The sequence below is a fragment of the Ningiella algicola genome, from assembly GCF_028401415.2.
Classification (GTDB): Bacteria; Pseudomonadota; Gammaproteobacteria; order Enterobacterales; family Alteromonadaceae; genus Glaciecola.
The window spans coordinates 3,084,877-3,102,920 of sequence record NZ_CP171821.2; the positions used below are offsets into that span (position 1 = coordinate 3,084,877).

General features: G+C 44.8%; 17 protein-coding genes. 11 read left to right on the top strand and 6 right to left on the bottom strand.

Annotated features, from left to right (window positions below; genetic code table 11):
- The first annotated feature begins 20 nt into the window (after positions 1–20).
- Positions 21–1,172 carry a glycosyltransferase gene (locus tag PN836_RS13450; RefSeq protein WP_395339086.1) on the top strand — a complete coding sequence of 384 codons (1,152 nt, stop codon included), beginning with the start codon at positions 21–23 and terminating at the stop codon, positions 1,170–1,172.
- On the opposite strand, the gene coaD is transcribed toward PN836_RS13450, so the two are convergent.
- Positions 1,156–1,656 carry a pantetheine-phosphate adenylyltransferase gene (coaD, locus tag PN836_RS13455; RefSeq protein ID WP_395345662.1) on the bottom strand — a complete coding sequence of 167 codons (501 nt, stop codon included), beginning with the start codon at positions 1,654–1,656 and terminating at the stop codon, positions 1,156–1,158. The two genes, PN836_RS13450 and coaD, sit on opposite strands and share 17 nt — an antisense overlap.
- A 127-nt stretch (positions 1,657–1,783) precedes the next feature.
- Here coaD and PN836_RS13460 point away from each other — a divergent pair, with 127 nt between their 5' ends.
- A complete protein-coding gene (locus PN836_RS13460) occupies positions 1,784–3,244 on the top strand; it encodes a capsule assembly Wzi family protein (protein ID WP_395339088.1) in 1,461 nt (486 codons plus the stop codon).
- A gap of 231 nt (positions 3,245–3,475) precedes the next feature.
- Here the strand turns inward: PN836_RS13460 and PN836_RS13465 are convergent, their stop codons facing one another.
- Positions 3,476–4,216: a 3-deoxy-D-manno-octulosonic acid kinase gene (locus PN836_RS13465; protein ID WP_395339090.1), complete on the bottom strand. Its 741-nt coding sequence runs from the start codon at positions 4,214–4,216 to the stop codon at positions 3,476–3,478.
- Positions 4,217–4,306: 90 nt separating this feature from the next.
- Here PN836_RS13465 and PN836_RS13470 point away from each other — a divergent pair, with 90 nt between their 5' ends.
- From PN836_RS13470 to glpG, 5 genes are all read left to right on the top strand, one after another.
- Positions 4,307–5,350 carry a glycosyltransferase family 9 protein gene (locus PN836_RS13470; RefSeq protein WP_395339092.1) on the top strand — a complete coding sequence of 348 codons (1,044 nt, stop codon included), beginning with the start codon at positions 4,307–4,309 and terminating at the stop codon, positions 5,348–5,350.
- A gap of 198 nt (positions 5,351–5,548) precedes the next feature.
- Positions 5,549–6,796 carry a glycine C-acetyltransferase gene (locus tag PN836_RS13475; protein WP_395339094.1) on the top strand — a complete coding sequence of 416 codons (1,248 nt, stop codon included), beginning with the start codon at positions 5,549–5,551 and terminating at the stop codon, positions 6,794–6,796.
- The gene (tdh, locus tag PN836_RS13480; protein ID WP_395339096.1) at positions 6,797–7,825 is read left to right on the top strand and encodes an L-threonine 3-dehydrogenase; all 1,029 of its coding nucleotides are present in this window, start codon (positions 6,797–6,799) and stop codon (positions 7,823–7,825) included.
- Between the two features lie 70 nt (positions 7,826–7,895).
- Positions 7,896–8,216, top strand: a complete 321-nt coding sequence (glpE, locus tag PN836_RS13485) for a thiosulfate sulfurtransferase GlpE (protein WP_395339098.1) — start codon at positions 7,896–7,898, stop codon at positions 8,214–8,216.
- A 6-nt stretch (positions 8,217–8,222) separates the two neighbouring features.
- Entirely contained in the window at positions 8,223–9,131 is a 909-nt protein-coding gene (gene glpG / locus PN836_RS13490) for a rhomboid family intramembrane serine protease GlpG (protein ID WP_395339100.1), read from the top strand.
- On the opposite strand, the gene PN836_RS13495 is transcribed toward glpG, so the two are convergent.
- Positions 9,128–9,613: a flagellar basal body-associated FliL family protein gene (locus tag PN836_RS13495; RefSeq protein WP_395339102.1), complete on the bottom strand. Its 486-nt coding sequence runs from the start codon at positions 9,611–9,613 to the stop codon at positions 9,128–9,130. The genes glpG and PN836_RS13495 overlap by 4 nt on opposite strands.
- 84 nt (positions 9,614–9,697) lie before the next feature.
- Between PN836_RS13495 and PN836_RS13500 the strand changes: the two genes are divergently transcribed.
- Together PN836_RS13500 and ubiA are read left to right on the top strand one after the other, a co-directional pair.
- A complete protein-coding gene (locus tag PN836_RS13500) occupies positions 9,698–10,363 on the top strand; it encodes a chorismate--pyruvate lyase family protein (protein WP_395339104.1) in 666 nt (221 codons plus the stop codon).
- Positions 10,364–10,462: 99 nt separating this feature from the next.
- Positions 10,463–11,290: a 4-hydroxybenzoate octaprenyltransferase gene (ubiA, locus tag PN836_RS13505; RefSeq protein ID WP_395345665.1), complete on the top strand. Its 828-nt coding sequence runs from the start codon at positions 10,463–10,465 to the stop codon at positions 11,288–11,290.
- 264 nt (positions 11,291–11,554) lie between these two features.
- On the opposite strand, the gene ubiK is transcribed toward ubiA, so the two are convergent.
- Positions 11,555–11,818 carry a ubiquinone biosynthesis accessory factor UbiK gene (ubiK, locus tag PN836_RS13510; protein ID WP_395339106.1) on the bottom strand — a complete coding sequence of 88 codons (264 nt, stop codon included), beginning with the start codon at positions 11,816–11,818 and terminating at the stop codon, positions 11,555–11,557.
- 180 nt (positions 11,819–11,998) lie between these two features.
- Here ubiK and rep point away from each other — a divergent pair, with 180 nt between their 5' ends.
- Positions 11,999–14,014, top strand: a complete 2,016-nt coding sequence (rep, locus tag PN836_RS13515) for a DNA helicase Rep (protein WP_395339108.1) — start codon at positions 11,999–12,001, stop codon at positions 14,012–14,014.
- 48 nt (positions 14,015–14,062) lie between these two features.
- On the opposite strand, the gene PN836_RS13520 is transcribed toward rep, so the two are convergent.
- Both PN836_RS13520 and PN836_RS13525 read right to left on the bottom strand, forming a co-directional pair.
- Positions 14,063–16,645: a diguanylate cyclase domain-containing protein gene (locus PN836_RS13520; protein ID WP_395339110.1), complete on the bottom strand. Its 2,583-nt coding sequence runs from the start codon at positions 16,643–16,645 to the stop codon at positions 14,063–14,065.
- A 50-nt stretch (positions 16,646–16,695) separates the two neighbouring features.
- Entirely contained in the window at positions 16,696–17,097 is a 402-nt protein-coding gene (locus tag PN836_RS13525; protein WP_395339112.1) for a c-type cytochrome, read from the bottom strand.
- Between the two features lie 392 nt (positions 17,098–17,489).
- Here PN836_RS13525 and PN836_RS13530 point away from each other — a divergent pair, with 392 nt between their 5' ends.
- A complete protein-coding gene (locus tag PN836_RS13530; protein ID WP_395339114.1) occupies positions 17,490–17,849 on the top strand; it encodes a hypothetical protein in 360 nt (119 codons plus the stop codon).
- Positions 17,850–18,044: the final 195 nt, after the last annotated feature.

The window sequence follows — 18,044 nt, forward strand, 5'->3', positions numbered from 1 at the left end:
CGAGTTTTGGAAGTAAGGAAATGCTTGAAAGTGACAAAACTGACGAGCAAGCAATGGCACATAAAAACATCGCCATTATTATTGACTCACTTGCAGGCGGCGGCGCTGAAAAGGTTATGTTAACCCTGGCCACTGAAATGGTATCTCAGGGTCATCAGGTCACTTTTTTCTCGTTAAAAAACACTACTCAATATGTGGTTCCCAGCAATATTGGTTTAGAGTTTCCCTTGGCCTCTTTCAATGGCAGGGTGAGAGGGTGGCTGAATCGTGAAAAATTGGCTGGGATGTTACAAAAATCCGTTAATGATGTTGAGCGCGTAAACGGGACTTTCGATTTAATTCTGGTCAACCTTTATGAAAGCTACCGCCTCGCTAGCGCCTGTGAGTTTAAACATTGCTACTACGTCATTCATAACTCATATGTGCAAGAGCTAAAGCGCGAGCGCCGCATGGGACCAATTAAGTACTTCTACATGCAGCGCATTTTAAAAACGCTTAACGGCAAAGACTTAATTGCGGTCTCAAAAGGGGTGGCCAAAGAAGTGTCTGAGGCTAGGCTTTTTCGCGCAACTAGCGTCCGCTGTATCTATAATCCATTTGACATCAAACATATTCGAGCGCTTGCTACTGAAGCGATTTCAGATGTCAGCCCAAACGTGCCAGAAAGCGAGATACCTAAACGCTTTATTGTTCATGTTGGCCGAGCCGCAAAGGCAAAACGACATGACATTTTGTTTATGGCGCTCAAGCATATCAATCCAGAGTATAAGTTAGTTTGTTTAACTTCCAACACAAAAAAACTGAAAAAGCTGGCGAAAAAATACGGGATTGAAGAGCGTCTTGTCCTTCCTGGGTTTACTGAAAACCCATATGCGTGGATGAAGCAGGCTGACGCACTTGTTTTAAGTTCAGATTTTGAAGGCTTGCCCACTGTCTTAATTGAATCAATTGTTTGTGCGACTAAAGTGGTGTCCACGGATTGCCCGCATGGACCTAGGGAAATTATGCAGGGCGAACTCGCTAATTTTCTAGTGCGTCCTCGCTCGCCTGAGGCACTCGCAAAAGCAGTTAATCAAGCGTTAAAAACAGACATTTTACTCGACGAGCATCCTATTTTAAAGCAAGTGACTGCGAAGCAAATTGCCACGGCGTATCTTAGTTTAGCTCGTTAAGACGCTGTTTTAAGGCCTTAAGGACTTCAGGGTGACAAAACTCGGAAACGTCCCCTTTGTGCATGGCCACTTCTTTCACCAGCGTGGAAGAGATAAACGAGTTTTCTTCAGAAGGGGTGAGAAAAACACTCTCTAAATCTGGATTTAAACGTCGATTCATGTTCGCAAGCTGAAATTCATATTCAAAATCAGACACTGCACGTAAGCCACGAATTAGAATATTTGACTGTTTTTGCTTTGCGTAATCAGCCAACAATCCGGTAAATCCTTCAACTGATACATTGGGTAAATGGGCAGTGACTTTCGTGATCATCTCAACGCGTTCATTGAGCGTAAAGAGCGGCTGTTTACTGGGGTTAGACGCGATTGCAACGATGACATGAGAAAACATATTTGCGGCGCGCTCAATTAAATCAGCATGTCCATTGGTTATCGGATCAAAAGTTCCCGGATAGATTGCTTTACTGCTGTGCTGCCCAGACATCGCCATATACTTCCTACCAAAAAGGTGACTAATTAAAAATAGCAGCGCTCACCATAACCAAAACCCGCTGTAGTTGGCAAATCAAATATGCGCTATGCTTGGTGTATATTGATTATTCAGGATAAATATGAGTTTCAAGTTTATTCAAGTTTTGTTTATTGTACTGTTGCTACAATCAAAACTTGCCCTAGGCGCTGCATGGATAGGTACCCAAGACAAGCAGCTTCATTACGACGTGCAAACGCTGGTAGAGTGGGGCTACTTAGATTCTGCCGCAACGACCTACCCTATACCATGGAAAGGGATTGCCAGTCAGCTTTCTCGTTTAGACCCTACAGGTATGCAAAAAATGCCTGCGCAAGCCTACGCGCGCCTGCTCTACTATTTCAACATTAAGCGCACCGAGCAAACCCGTTATTTTATGACCTTGCAAGGGGCGAGTGACGACATTCGATTTCGAAGCCTGGACGATGGGGTGGAAGAGACAGGTGAAATAACGCTCGCGAGCGAATTTATTGAAGGAAATTGGTCCGGGCAGCTAAGCGTCAATCACGCTTCAGGCGGGCGCACTAACTTGGATAATTCATTTTTTGCTTATCAATTTGGCGATTGGAATCTGCGCCTTGGCTCTCTAGATCAGTTTTGGGGGCCGGCGCAATCAAGCTCACTCATACTGTCAAATAACACTCGTCCGCTTAAAGCGGTGGCTTTGTCACGTTCAGTCACTACCCAATCTGAGCATCGATTGCTGTCATGGATGGGGCCTTGGTATTTCACTACGCAATTTGGACAAATGGATTCTGACAGGGTGATCCCCGACACAAAACTATTGCTGTCACGATTTACCGCACGCCCGTTTAAAGGTTTCGAGTTTGGTGCGTCTTGGGCCGCCATGTGGGGAGGCGAAGGGCAAGATGAAGGTTTAGGCACCTTTTGGGATGTGATTACTTTTCAAAATGTCTGTCTCGACAGACCCGTGTGCACAGGTGAGCAGCTCACTACCTTAGGCAACCACTTGGCGGGTTTTGATCTTAGCTACACCTTCAATGCGCTCTCGCGGCCGATGACCTTGTATGTTCAGCGCATTGGCGAAGATGCCGTAGACGGTTATCGAATTACCGATAATGCTAACTTGTTTGGATTTTCAACCTATATTTATCAAGCCAAAGTTTTTATTGAGACTAGTGATACGAATATTGCATGTCAGGGCGACGGCAGCACCGTGACCAATTGCTATTACGAAAACGGCCTTTATGAAACCGGGTATCGAATGTACGGGCGCAGTCTTGGCAGCACCTTTGACTCAGACGCGAAGCAAATTACGCTTGGTGCGAATATTCGTTTTGACGATGGTGCAGTTGCCGAGCTTTATTTGCGTTCCGCTGAGCTAAACGCAGACGGTCAACTTCCTTCACCGGTTCTTACTGGAGATGTGAGTGAGGATGTAATAGAACTCTCAGGATTTTACCAAAAACCTTATCGAAACTGGTTGCTTCGCGCAGGAGCCAGTATTGCTTCGAGAGACTTCCAAAATAGAGAAGATGAAACCGATGCGCTGCTATATCTTAAGGCGCAATACGCATTTTAAATTAACCTCAACTCGGGATAAGCGATAGTGCAAATGCATGTTTTAACTATGTATTTATTAAATTATCAACCAAGTAGTGATAAAAACGTAAAGTGCAAGGCGCAAAAGTGACGTAATAGTCATTCTATTGCTCGCTTTTGCAACGCAGTAATTCGCGTTTTTAGCGCTACTTGGCGCTGTCGCTTATCCCGAGTTGAGGTTAAATTAGCCTAAGTTGCGCGAAGCTTAGCCCTAGTCAGATAGAAGGCTGGCGTATCCTGTTTGAAGCGATTCCCAGTTTGACAATGCAAAGTGATACTTGGCCTTTTTCGTTGCTTGCGCACGCTGCTGCTTCAGTAAAGAGCGATAAAAGCGCGCCAAATTCGCAGAATGCCAATTACCCGTGCTGTCGCGGTAACATTTGTCAAAATCGATTAGGGCAACGCGATTGTCCTCTTGGATTAGCACATTTTTCACATTGATATCATCATGACGCACATGTAATTGATGAAGCTGTGCAATTATCTTACCGATAGCTTCCCACATGCTGTCAGCAATCTCGCGTTGCATTAACACTTGGTGCAATTCCTGTGCCTTACTGACTTCTGCTGTGATAATGTCGGCGCGATAGAATAATCCTTTGCGTATTACCCGTGCAGCAACAGGTGAGGGTACATTAAGCCCTTTCGATGCTAAAAACGAGAGTATGTCCAGCTCTTTAAATCCTCTGCTTTGCTGGATAGAGAAGTGAAGAAATCTGTCTCGATTAAACTTTCCGAATAGACCGCCTCTATAGTAATGCCGCAAAACAAGAGGCTGCGAAAGCTGAGTGAAGAAATAGACTTCACCGCGGCCGTGAGCGGTTCGCGTAATAGCATTTTTCCCGTGTAAGTAATCAAGCTCAAAATGCTTGAGGCCGATGTTCAATGACTTGCCTAGTTCAGTTCGCAGCAGGCTCACGTTGTTTGGCGCGGTATGCACGTCAATCGTCATTTGTGCTTTCCTAGAAGCTTAAAAGTCTGTTATTTATGAATAACTTGGGTAAGATATCAAAAATTTCAAGTCGACGCCCTCGGAATCTCAGTGCCAAGCCCACTCTCACTATGCATTTTACGTTTATCAGCCATTGGCGATGTATGCCATGCCGCTGCAATGGTCAGAGCGATTCAGCTGCACCATGAAAACATTGAGATCACTTGGGTCATTGGAAAAATCGAATATCAACTGCTCAAAGGTATGTCAGGCGTGCGCTTTATCGTCTACGATAAGCAAAACTCAAAGCAAGCTAAAGCTCAGCTCAAAAGTGAGTTAGGTGGACAGATCTTTGATGTGCTTTTTGTGATGCAAGTAGCGCTGCGTGCAAATCTTCTCTCTTTAAGCATTAAAGCGAAGCGGCGTATTGGTTTTGATTGGGCACGCAGTAAAGAGGGGCATTATCTATTTACTAACGAAAGAGTGCAGCCAAGAGAGCATTCCCACGTTCTCGACGGATTTATGGATTTTGCTGCGTGTTTGGGAGTAGAGGCTGAACAAAGACCTTTACAATGGACTATTCCAATACCTAAAGACGATGAAACCTGGGTGGATAGTCAGCTTGATGGTTTAGCGCCTTTCGCGGTGATAAGCCCTGCTGCCTCAAAAGCGCAGCGTAACTGGACATCGACTGGCTATGCAAAAACTGCCGAGTACATGCAGCAACAAGGACTCAAAGTCGTGTTGTGCGGAGGCCCTGGTGCACTCGATGCAACAACAAGGGATGCGATAGTGTCTATGACCGATGCTGTTGATTTGGATTTAGTGGGCAAGACAAGCCTTAAACAAATGTTGCTCATACTGCGCCGAGCCAGATTAGTGATTGCGCCTGATACGGGCCCTGCACACATGGCGACAACGCAAGGCACGCCCGTGATTGGCCTTTATGCACACAGCAACCCAAAACGCACGGGACCGTATATGTCTCTGGCGCATACGGTTTCGGTATACGATGAGTGCGTGCTCGAGCAATTTGGTAAACCGTGGCAGGCTTTGCCTTGGGGGAAGCGTGCTAAAGGTGATGATTTAATGACTAAGATAAAGTTCGAAGATGTTCGCAGCATGATTGATAAGGTGATTACTGAAGTCCACTAGCACAAAGCCACTGCACGACTAAATCCCGAATTGCTGCTAATTCTGTAAATAATTTGCGCCAAAATCATTAAAAGTGCCAAGATAACTATTTTCATCGCGCACTTGCGAGGTCATATATCTTCGCTAGAATTCGCATCACTATTTGTTTTTGCTTTCCTACTGTCGCAATTCGTGGAAGCTTAATTTAAGGAGCTTTGCATGTCGCAAGCATTTGTCGATCATCTCAATACCCAGTTAAATGAGGCAAAGGAGCAAGGTCTTTACAAGACTGAGCGAGTTATCACATCGCAGCAGCAAGCTGATATCGAAGTACGAACAAGCGACCCAAAGGGTCAACATGTATTAAATTTTTGCGCAAACAACTATTTGGGTTTGGCCAATCATCCCGATTTAATCGCGGCCGCTAAAGCAGGCTTAGATGAATACGGTTTTGGCGTGGCGTCCGTGCGCTTTATTTGCGGCACCCAAGATATTCATAAACAGCTAGAACAGAAAATCAGTCGCTTTTTAGGCATGGAAGATACCATTTTATATCCGTCTTGTTTTGATGCAAACGGCGGTCTTTTTGAAACCGTGTTAACTAGCGATGATGCCGTTATTTCTGATTCGCTCAATCATGCCAGCATTATTGACGGCGTTCGTTTATCAAAGGCAAAGCGCTACCGCTATGATTCAAACGATATGGCGTCGCTAGAGCAGCAACTGATCAAAGCAAGTGAAGATGGCGCACGATTTAAGCTTATTGCAACTGACGGCGTGTTTTCCATGGACGGCGTGATTGCAAACTTAGAAGGTATATGCGATTTGGCAGACCGCTTTGACGCTATGGTTATGGTAGACGATTGTCATGCAACGGGATTTGTCGGCGAAAATGGCAAAGGCTCTCATGAATACTGCAATGTAATGGGACGCGTTGATATTATCACCGGCACGCTAGGAAAAGCCTTGGGCGGAGCTTCGGGTGGTTTCACTTCCGGTCGCAAAGCGGTCATTGATTGGCTTCGCCAACGCTCACGACCGTACTTATTCTCAAACTCTGTTGCGCCTCCTATCGTCGCCGCTTCGATAAAAGTCTTTGAGATGATGGAAGAGGGGGAAGAACTGCGAGCGACGCTGAAACGTAACGCCACGCACTTTCGCACTCGAATGGAAGACGCCGGTTTTACCTTAAGTGGACAAGACCATGCGATTATTCCTGTGATGCTTGGTGATGCAAAGTTAGCCAGCCAGATGGCCGAAAAAATGCTAGAACGGGGTATCTACGTTGTCGGTTTTTCCTATCCTGTTGTGCCTAAAAACAAAGCGCGTATTCGCACGCAAATGTCAGCTGCGCATTCAATTGAGCAGATTGACAAAGCGATTGATGCGTTTATTGAAGTCGGTCAAGAAATGGGCATTATAGGTGACAGCGTAGAAGCGCAGTCTAACGTTGACGGAGTAAGTTAATTGAAATCATTAGCTAAACAGCTGCGTAAGCCTGGTATTTGGATGGTGGATAATCCGATGCCAACATTAGGCCATAATGACCTTCTCATCAAAATTCGCAAGACCGCGATTTGCGGCACTGATATGCATATTTATCACTGGGATGAGTGGTCACAAAACACCATTCCAGTGCCAATGATTGTCGGGCATGAGTATGTAGGTGAGGTGGTAGACATCGGCTCGGAAGTGTCAGGTTTTAGTATTGGTGACAGGGTCAGTGGCGAAGGCCACATTACCTGTGGACACTGTCGCAATTGCCGGGCTGGCAGACGACACTTGTGTCGCAATACCCAAGGCGTAGGTGTAGACCGTCAAGGCGCATTTGCCGAGTATTTGGTGATTCCGGCATTTAATGCCTTTAAAATACCCGACAATATCAGCGATGACATGGCTGCTATCTTTGACCCCTTTGGTAACGCAGTGCATACCGCCTTATCTTTTGACTTAGTTGGCGAAGATGTGCTTATTACCGGTGCCGGCCCGATTGGTATAATGGCTGCAGCCGTTGCCCGACACGTAGGCGCGCGTCATGTAGTAATCACAGACGTGAATCCTTATCGCTTAGATTTGGCAAAGAAAATGGGTGTGACAAGCGCGGTGAACGTCTTAGATACCGGCCTTGATGACGTGATGAGCGACTTAAGCATGACAGAAGGTTTTGATATTGGCCTGGAGATGTCGGGTAATCCGGTCGCCTTGGCCGATTTGTTCAAAAAAATGAATCATGGCGGTAAAGTGGCTATGCTGGGTATTCCACCACAGGATGTTGCCATTGATTGGAACCAAATTATCTTTAAAGGACTCACTATAAAAGGGATATATGGGCGTGAAATGTTTGAAACCTGGTATAAGATGGTAAGTCTGTTGCAAAGCGGACTAGACTTAAAGCCAATTATCACGCATCAAATGTCGGTGGATGCGTTTCAACGTGGCTTTGAAACGATGGCCTCGGGCAACTCAGGCAAGGTGATTTTAGACTGGGCAAGTTAAGCGCAGCACCTGAGACGATTGCAACGCGATATATCTTTTATCCCACATAGACAGAAAGCTTAAGGGTTTTATGGAACAGTTCGAACATATCTCAGTGGAGCAAACCAAACAGCGCCTAGACAAAGGAGATATCACATTAGTTGATATTCGCGATCCGCAGTCATTCAATTTAGGCCATATTCCTAACGCGTTTCACCTGAGCAATGAAAGCATGCCGCAATTCATGCAAGACCACCCCTTTGATGTGCCGGTGGTAGTGTGCTGTTATCATGGCATTAGCTCACAACAAGCGGCGCAATACATGATTGGACAAGGCTATAAAGAAGTCTACAGCATGGATGGAGGATTTGAAGCCTGGCGGGGGCAATACCCAGTCGAGTTGGGCGAGTAGAACGCGTTGTCAGAGTTCCTCGGATTGATACGCTTTTCTCAAGAAGCCCCAGCACAGTTACTTGCCTCTTATCTAAGGCAACAGGGCATTGTATGCAAAGTAGACCGAACCCCGCCAGTAACGCTTGATGATCAAGACCACGCATCTGACGGAGATAAGCTTAAAACTAGCTTTATGCTCAGCATAAAAGATGAGTCACGCAAAGCGGCTGCGCTTGCAATAGCCAACGAGTTTTTAGCTAATCCTCAAGCAAAAAAGTTTCAGGCAGCCGCATGGGATAGAGGAGATGTGGCAAGCCAGTCGGGCAGAATAATGGGTAATAGTACCTTGCCTAGTGTGAGAGATCTGGCTGCAACGCCTTTTACTGTTGTCGTCATCTCACTCTGCCTTTTTGTCTATCTTTCAAGCTTGGTGGGCTATTTTTCGTTTTGGGACGATGCACTGAGTATCCAATATTTTGCTGAACTGACGCAAAATCAGCAGTGGTGGCGCTTGTTTGGCCCAAATTTTTTACACTTCTCACTCACGCACATTGTGTTTAATCTCATCTGGTGGTGGATTTTTGGCAGTCAGCTAGAGCGGATATTCGGTAGTTTTTGGCTCGTTGTGTTATTTGTTGTTGCTAGTCTATTCGCTAATGTATCTCAGCTTTTAGTATCGGGTCCTAACTTTGGCGGTATGTCTGGCGTTGTCTATGCGCTTTTTGGATTTGTGTGGTGGATAGGTTGGTTGCGACCAAATTGGGGAATTAGTATTCCCAACGGCTTTGTCGTATTTTTATTGCTGTGGCTGGCTTTAGGATATGCAGATGTGCTGTTTGTACAAATGGCGAATGAGGCTCACTTATTTGGCTTAATCGCGGGCTGTTTATTAGCCGGCGCTTTACACTTGTTTGTTAAGCAGGATTCAGGTTAACTACCTTGGCGAAGGTACTTGGTGAAAATCACGTCACGCACTGTTTCATTCCCGCTCTCTCTTAACATCAAGTCTCGAAATCGTTTTAACAACATTCGGCGCATTTCTTCACGCCCGGTTAATGACCTGACTTTTTGCTCTGGTTGCGCACCGATGATTTCAATAGCAGTTGCTCTAAGTAGAGGCATATGATGCTCTAGGTTAGGAATGAGGGAAGGGTCTTCTAACATCATTTCAATCGTTACGCGCACAAAACCTAAGTTTTCGGTATTGTTACCTGCATAGTTGGTTACTATATCGGGTTCAATCGCGATATATGCGATGCTAGGGGCGCCATCGTTGGGCTCCTCTTGTGCATTGACTATATCTGTGCGAAACAACATTGCGCTCAATATCAGCATGTAAACACCGCACCACCGCGATGCATTGCGCCAGCTTGCATCTATTTTACGGTGAATAAGTAAACCACTTAGTTCTTTCATGGGAATTTTCATATTGCTCAATACGGTTGTGTTAATGCCTATGTTAGACTTAGGTTATCGGTAATTTAAAAGAAATCTTCAGCCTTGTTAGCAAAATCTAACTACCCTTATGATCTCAATGTGCAATGGGCAAAGCCCGATGTGTTTTTAGCTAATGCCTCAACAAATTCTCAGTCGCAAATTTCTAAGTCAATCATATCGGCGCCTGCTAATTCACTAAGTTCAAGCATGCAAGACTGGTTACTTCACACCGGCTCATTAACTGAACGACTCATGAGCTTATGTAAGCAATTTGACGTGCAGGTACTTGGGCAATCTAATATTCCTCTAAACAAAAGTGAAATATCCTTATTAAATGCACAGGACGCGCAGCAATGGCAAGTGCGGGAAGTGATTTTATATGGAGATAGTGTTCCTTGGGTATTTGCACGCTCAGTTTTACCCGAGCATATGTGTAACAGTACCTGGGCGAATTTGGGCTCACAGCCTTTAGGCCAGCGTATTTTTAATGACCCAAGGTTTGTACGAAGTGAGTTTGAAATTGCACCTTTGCAGTTTCACCCAGTCAGTAAGCATCCATATAGCAATAATCGGCCGAAAAGGTGGGCAAGACGATCCCTTTTTACCTATCAAGATGAGCATGCCTCCAATGTGACCAGTTCAAAGCACAACAAGCTAATTGTTGCAGAAGCTTTCCTTGAAGACTGCCCTTGCTACGATGAGTTTGTTCAAAATGCAAGTTCAGCCTAATGAGGCAAGCTTATGAATAAGCATTCGAGCAAAATGACTCCCACCAAATCATCACTATTTGCTTTGAGTTGGCAAAACCGTCGAGCATATTGGCAGCTCATGCGCGCCGACAAGCCAATCGGAATCTATTTATTATTATGGCCTACAGTGTGGGGGCTTTTGTTGGCAGCAAAAGGTTTACCGAGTTGGCATATAAGCGCGGTGTTTGTGGCAGGTGTAATTATCATGCGAAGTGCAGGCTGCGTAATCAATGACTATGCCGACCGGCATGTAGATGGCGCTGTGGAGCGAACCAAAGACCGCCCACTGGCATCCGGCCAAGTCAGTGCGCAAGAGGCAATACATCTATTTATAGCCTTAGTGTTATTCGCTTTTGTATTGGTGTTAACACTGAATTGGCAAACCATCGCGCTATCAGTGGGCGCGCTCTTACTGGCCAGTATTTACCCTTTTATGAAGCGCTACACACATCTTCCCCAAGTCGTTTTAGGTGCTGCCTTTGCATGGTCAATCCCGATGGCGGCAATGGCGATAAATGAAACAATTGAGCCATGGGTTTGGTGGGTCTATGCCGCTAATGTGTGTTGGACGGTGGCTTACGATACCCAGTACGCCATGGTGGATAGGGACGACGACCTCAAAATTGGTATCAAGTCCACTGCTATTTTATTCGCCCATCGCGAATTGAAGATGATTTGTTTGCTTCAAGGCATATCGATTGTTTGCTTGGCCATCGCATTTGACCAATTGCAGTTAAACATGCTGAGCTATTTGGGTTTATGTGTTGCAGCGGTGTTGTTTACGCTTCAGTACGCAAAAACACGCAAACGAACGAAAGCAAGGTGCTTTCAAGCGTTTTTAAACAACCATTGGGTCGGATTGGTCATTGCGGTATCAATTGTAGCTTCGCTGTTTATCAAAATATAAGTAACCTGAATCCTGTTTAAGAAACGGCGCTCAGTACCGCTAGAATTGCGAATTACTGCGTTGCAAAAGCCAGCAATAGAATAACTATTACATGACTTTTGCGCCTTGTACTTCACAATTCTAGCAGCACTGAGTGTAAAAATTAATTTAAGTATGTAAAAACAAGCGCTTGCACCATTCCTTAAACAGGATTCAGGTTGAGTATCCAAGCGCCTCTATATCAATACCAAATGCTTGAACCCCAGCGTCTATGGGATCAAGCAATTATTGTTGAGGGCTCTCACTTTCATCATTATTCTCTAATTCTGCCAAACGCTTTTCTAGGGCCTCGAGTTTTTCGCGCGTTCTAATGAGCACTTGACTCTGGATATCAAATTCCTCCCGGCTCACAAAATCAAGTTTATTGAGTTGAGCTTGAAGCACCTGTTTGATTCGACCCTCTGCTTCATCCGCCATGTTTTTCACACCAGGCGGTATAGCCGCAGAGATATTTTTTGCGATTTCTTCAAGTTTTTTAGGATCGATCATAGTGACTCCGATAGTGTTGCCCTACGTGAAATGTCGCGCAGACTTTCAGCATATTGTATTCGTTTATGCCTCATTGTAGTCCGAACTACACACAAATGCAGTCTCAAACTTGTAAACATTTGTTATACTCCGCGTCCGTTAAAGCCAAGATAGTTAAACAAGCAGAGCCAGTCTTAACCCATGCGTTTAAATCCAGCTCAACAGTCTGCCGTCGAATATGTTAGTGGTCCGTGCTTAGTGTTGGCCGGTGCAGGCAGTGGTAAGACAAGAGTGATCACCAACAAGATTGCCTACCTTGTTCAAACCTGTGGATACAAACCATCTCAAATCGCTGCCGTCACCTTTACCAATAAGGCAGCGCGTGAAATGAAAGAACGTGTCGCCCAAACTTTAGGTAAAAAGGAGTCTCGAGGGCTCAAGGTCTCTACCTTTCATACCTTAGGTCTTAATATCATAAAAAAACACCTCAGTGTCTTAGGCTACAAGGCCGGCTTCTCCTTATTCGACGATAAAGACCAGTTTTCACTGCTTAACGATTTAAGCGAGGCTGACTTTGACGGTGACAAGGATGCAATTAACAGCCTAATTCGACGCATCTCCGCGTGGAAAAACGAACTTGTACTACCTGAGCAGGCGGTGGCTTCTGCGCAAGATGAAGTGGCTAAGCTAGACGCGCTTTATTATCAAGAATATACGCGGCACTTAAAAGCATACAACGCGCTGGATTTTGATGATTTGATTTTGTTACCTACTTTGTTACTGCGTGACAATGACAAAGCGCGTGAGCAGTGGCGCTCTGCCATCCAATATCTTCTGGTAGATGAATATCAAGATACCAATACAAGCCAGTATCAATTAATCAAACTCATTGTGGGTGAGCGAGCGCGTTTTACGGTAGTGGGTGATGATGATCAGTCGATATACTCTTGGCGTGGTGCACAACCTAAAAATCTGCTCTTGTTGAACGATGACTTTCCTGAGCTAAAATTAGTAAAGCTAGAGCAAAACTATCGTTCTTCTGGGCGAATATTGCATGCTGCTAACATATTGATTCAAAACAACCCACATGTATTTGAAAAGCGATTGTTTAGCGACTTGCATTATGGTGAAACTTTAAAGGTACTGGTAGCAAAAACCGAAGAGCATGAAGCTGAGAAAGTCATTGCTGAAATGCTGGCGCATCGCTTTATGCACGATACTCAATATCAACAGTATGCCATTTTGTATCGTGGTAACCATCAATCGCGCGTGTTTGAAAAGCTCCTGATGAAAAACCGCATCCCTTATAAGATTAGCGGTGGTACCTCGTTTTTTGGGCGCACCGAAATAAAAGACATGATGGCTTATTTAAGAGTGCTCACCAATCACGATGATGACACGGCCTTACTGCGAATCATCAATACACCTCATCGCGGTATCGGGCGCGCGAGCATTGCAAAAGTAGGTGAGTTTGCAAATATGCATGGATGCTCTTTGTTTGAAGCCATGTGCCATCAAAGCCTGTCCACCGTGCTTGCAGATAAGAGCTATCAAAGCGTCCAAGCATTTGTGCGATTAGTCGTGCAAACCGAAGATAATATAAAGCGCGCCGAGCCGGTTGTTGTACTGCGTGACTTTGTAAAAATTTTGGGCATCGAGGAATGGTTGTTTTCACAAAGTGCTAGCCCTAAAGCAGCAGAAATGGCGATGGCTAATGTATCGACTTTATTTAGTTGGGTGAACGACATGCTAAAGGGCGATGCGCTTGAGGCCCCCATGAGCTTAAGTGAAATCGTTCAGCGCTTATGTTTACGCGACATGATGGAGCGCTCAGAGGACGATAATGATGCAGACCAAGTCCAGTTGATGACCCTGCATGCATCAAAGGGCTTAGAGTTTCCCTATGTATTTCTTGTAGGTATGGAAGAAGGTCTATTGCCACATCAAAGTAGTATTGATGAGGAGAACATTGATGAAGAGCGCAGGCTTGCCTACGTTGGCCTAACGCGAGCTCAAGAACGCCTGTTCTTTAGTATCGCTAGAGAACGTCGCCAAATGGGTGAAATCATCGAGCCTGAGCCTAGCCGCTTTTTATATGAGCTGCCGCATGATGATGTCGAGTGGGAGTGGCAGAAAAAACAAGATAATCCAGAGCAGCGTAAACAAAAAGCCGAAAAGGGTATTGCGAACCTAAAAAATCTGTTTTCAGAGGACTAAATAACCTGAATCCTTTTTAAGGAACGGTGCATGCAGTTATTTTTTTCCTTAAACCCGCTTTGCAGGCGCTACATGTTCGCCCTGCACATAATGACATCCCAATTGCGTAAGTTCGAGTTTGCATGCTTCATCAACAACGCCATCTCCAATCACCTTAATATCTGCATTGTCTGCAATCATGACAATAGACTGCACTAAGCGGTGATATTTATCCGACATACTCACGGTATTGACTAAGTTTGCATTGAGCTTAATGTAGTCAAAGTCATATTTAAACAAATGCGAAAGTGAGGCGGTTTCGCTACCAAAGTTGTCCAATACCAAAGAGATACCTAGGGCTTGAAGTCTATCGAGCACATTCGGTAAGTACTTGCTGAATTTACTTAACGATTGTTCTGACAGCTCAATCATTAACAAGTGGCTATCAATTTCTGTGCATTCGATTAATTGAACAAGGTTTTGAAGCGATTTTTTGTGCAGCAGATGCTCTATTGACAGGGTCATTCCAATTTTCGTATGTTTATGATCTGGATCGAGCTTCCACTTATGAAGCTGTCGGAATGTTGCATCGAGTAGGAGCTGATTGACGCCATATGTCAAACCACATTGGTCGGCTAAATCCCAAAAGTGAGCGTCTTGCATATATCGCCCATCTTTACGTTGCCAGCGCATAGTCGCCTCAAAATATAGGACATCATTGTTTTGAATATCCAATACCGGCTGAATGAAGCATTCAAAGGACTTTTGGTAAAAGGCCTTCCTAAATTCCGCTTCTAGCGCAACTTCCTCTACTAATTGATTGCGCATGTTAATTTCAAAAACCACGTAACGATTGCGGCCAAGATTTTTTGCTTGGTACATAGCGGCATCGGCGTCACGAAGAGCTTCATCTGCACTGGTATAGGTGTCTGTAATTTCCGTTATGCCAACGCTTGCGCCCGAGTACACTTCTTTTCCGTCTATACTGAAGGATTGACTTATGCTGTCCACAATTCGCTGAGCCACGGCCTCAACGTCTCTAAAGTTTGTATAGCTATCAATCAAAATGACAAACTCATCGCCACCTAAACGAGCAAGAAGATCATGGCTTCGTTTGCATTTATCAATACGCTTGGCCACTTCAATCAAAAATTCGTCACCTGCGTGATGACCAAGGGTATCGTTAATATTCTTAAATCGGTCTAAGTCGATAAACAGTACGGCAAAATTATGCTGTGGATGACGTCCTTTGCTTGAAATCGCAAGTTCAAGGCGATTGTTGAACATCACACGATTCGGCAGACCCGTAAGTGCATCGTGATGCGCATCATGAATGAGTTTAAGCTCAATCTCTTTGCGTTGCTCAATTTGCTGCTTCAGCGTTTGGTTGCTTAAATCAAGTTCAGCGGTTCGCTCTTTTACTTTTTTTGCCAGCTGACGATTATAGTTTTTAAGTTCTTCAGCCGAGCGTCTGCGCTCAATAGCGACGGATATGTGCTGGGAAACAAAGCGTAAAATATCGAGATCGTCGCTGTCGTAGTCATCGCTGTTACCATAGGTCTGTACTGCGATTACGCCTTCCACTTTGTTATTGAGCAAAAGTGGTGCACCCATCCAGGAGTTTCCATCTCGTAACATTTTACGAGCGACTGACTCCTCAAGTAATTCAGCTTTGAGTAAGGAGTTAATGGTTTCTGCGTTGATTAAACATGCATCGCCCTTGCCATACACGTATTCTGTCAAGCCCTTACCTAAAGAACGGGTTTGCGAAGTGTCGTCAGACTTGCCCACGAAATAGGGAAAGCTAACACGCTGGTGTTCATCGTCAATAATCGCGATGTAACAGTTGGGCGCGTTGATCAGTCTTTGTAATATGCGATGGATGCTAGAGTAAAACTTGATGATGTCCAGTTCGGCGTTTGCCGATAGCTCAGATATTTCGAATAAGGTTTTTTGCAAACTCTCCATTCGCTTACGTTCGCGAATTTCGTCTTCTAAACCCTGATTGGCCTCGCTCAATTGTTGTGTGCGCTGGGCAATTAGCTGTTCGGTGAGTTCTCGGTGTTTAACTCTGTCAACGGTCGTTACGATATGCTGCGAGATGAACAGCAATACCTCATAATCATCTTCGGAATAGCGCACGTTGTCATGATAACTTTGCACGACCATTGCGCCTATCACATTACCATCACGTTTGAGGGGGACGCCAATTAAGTCAACGGGCGGTGTTCCTAATATTTCAAAACCGTGTTTTTCCGCAAGCGTGTCGACATTTTCCTGGGTCATTACCAAGGTGTCACCACTTCGTAAAATATAGGCGGTTATGCCGGTTTTGATCTTTTCATACGATATTGACCGAACACGTTCTTCGTCTCGTTCGTCAACGAAATAAGAAAATTGAATACGTTCATCCTGTTTTTCATGAAACGCGACGTAAAAGTTGTCTGCGGTCATAAAGTCGCGAACGACATTATGAATTTCAAGGTACAGGTTATCCAAATCGATAGCGGAGCTGGAAAGCTCGCTTATTTTATACAGGGCTTGTTGGATTTTTTCTGCGCGTTTGTAGCGCTCAGTGAGGCTTTGAAGCTCCGGTACAATCGCTCGGAGCTCCATTTCATCTAATTCACCAACTACTTCGAGTCTTTGCATTGACTGGTGTAACCCTTCAGTTTAGCTCGAAAGTATCGATGAACTCCTTTCTAGATACCTTCAATCATATATTCGATAGCGGACTTAATGTCGTCGTCATTACAATCGCCACATGCCCCCATGGCAGGCATTGCATTGATGCCGTTCACCGCGTTTTTCCACACTTGGTCGAAACCTTTTTCGTCAAGCCGCGGTTGCCAGTCTGCTGCAATTTGTGTCTTAGGTGCGCCCAGCACGCCTACTGCGTGACAAGCTGTGCATGCAGCTTTATATATTTCCTCGCCAGAGCGAGGACCAGCGGCAGCCGCTGAAGCTGACGCAGCGCCAGCAATATTCACCTTACCAACTGGCTTTATGCGCTCGGCAATGTCTTCGTTGCTCATGGTTTGAGCGACAGCGACCGACAAACTCACACTCGTCACTGCCAATGCCAATAGTGATTTTAATTTCACACAATTCTCCTGCGAAGGTTTAAAACATCAAATTCGCCTGATTATAACGACATCGTCATGCATCACAACAACTTGTTGCCGATGTTTGCATTTAAAACCGTAGCGTGCTCATGACAAGCAGCAACAAAACGAAGCATTTGCTATGTCTTTATCGGTCAATTCTTCACTAACCTTAGTATAATGAATGCAAAAAATAAGATATCAATTGAGGCTTTTCGCCGAGCTTGTTGCAGTCGTTTAATGAATTTGCATTAAGCATTATTGAATATCATGATGTCGGTGTCTGCCGTTGTAAATTGAAAATCCTTACGATAGCCTGCTTAGGAGCTTGTTTCAGCGCTCTATAAACACGTTTTTTATGTAAAGACAGAAGTCAACGGTGAGACCAAATCATGCTAAATAGATTGAAACTTAGCGGCATTTTATTGATTGCGCTTTTATTGGCTGCATGTAACAGCACCATGGATGAAGAGCGCGATACCTGGGTAGGCAGGACGGAAGCTGAACTTATCGCAGAAAAAGGTCAGCCCAATCGAGTACTTCCCAATCGCCGTGGAGGAGTCATCCTGCAGTACATTCGCTCCGATGTAACCGGTTCAACCGCAGGGGGCTTTGGTTCTGCCGGAGGCGGAAATGCAGGCGAAGGTGTTGCGACGTATTCGGCTGGCTCTGTAACCACCACTCAGCGATTCACTGCTTATTATGTGGATGAAAAAGGGGTCATTACCAAAATTACTTCAAAAATGATGTAGCAATATTGACAACATACATAATAAAAAAAGATAAATACGCCCTAGTCTTGAGGCAGTATTCTTTACACCTTAGGTCAAGTAAACACTTGTTATGCTTGAATTAATGGAAAAACTGTCTATTATTTAGCATCAAAATTATGTGTTGTCTTACGCGCGCACATGCAATTAACACATGTAATTGACCTAATAATTAGA

Coding starts and splice junctions, on each gene's coding strand:
- PN836_RS13450 (WP_395339086.1), top strand. CDS start 21: ATGCTTGAAAGTGACAAAACTGACGAGCAAGCAATGGCACATAAAAAC.
- coaD (WP_395345662.1), bottom strand. CDS start 1,656: ATGTCTGGGCAGCACAGCAGTAAAGCAATCTATCCGGGAACTTTTGAT.
- PN836_RS13460 (WP_395339088.1), top strand. CDS start 1,784: ATGAGTTTCAAGTTTATTCAAGTTTTGTTTATTGTACTGTTGCTACAA.
- PN836_RS13465 (WP_395339090.1), bottom strand. CDS start 4,216: ATGACGATTGACGTGCATACCGCGCCAAACAACGTGAGCCTGCTGCGA.
- PN836_RS13475 (WP_395339094.1), top strand. CDS start 5,549: ATGTCGCAAGCATTTGTCGATCATCTCAATACCCAGTTAAATGAGGCA.
- glpE (WP_395339098.1), top strand. CDS start 7,896: ATGGAACAGTTCGAACATATCTCAGTGGAGCAAACCAAACAGCGCCTA.
- PN836_RS13495 (WP_395339102.1), bottom strand. CDS start 9,613: ATGAAAGAACTAAGTGGTTTACTTATTCACCGTAAAATAGATGCAAGC.
- ubiA (WP_395345665.1), top strand. CDS start 10,463: ATGCGCGCCGACAAGCCAATCGGAATCTATTTATTATTATGGCCTACA.
- ubiK (WP_395339106.1), bottom strand. CDS start 11,818: ATGATCGATCCTAAAAAACTTGAAGAAATCGCAAAAAATATCTCTGCG.
- rep (WP_395339108.1), top strand. CDS start 11,999: ATGCGTTTAAATCCAGCTCAACAGTCTGCCGTCGAATATGTTAGTGGT.
- PN836_RS13520 (WP_395339110.1), bottom strand. CDS start 16,645: ATGCAAAGACTCGAAGTAGTTGGTGAATTAGATGAAATGGAGCTCCGA.
- PN836_RS13530 (WP_395339114.1), top strand. CDS start 17,490: ATGCTAAATAGATTGAAACTTAGCGGCATTTTATTGATTGCGCTTTTA.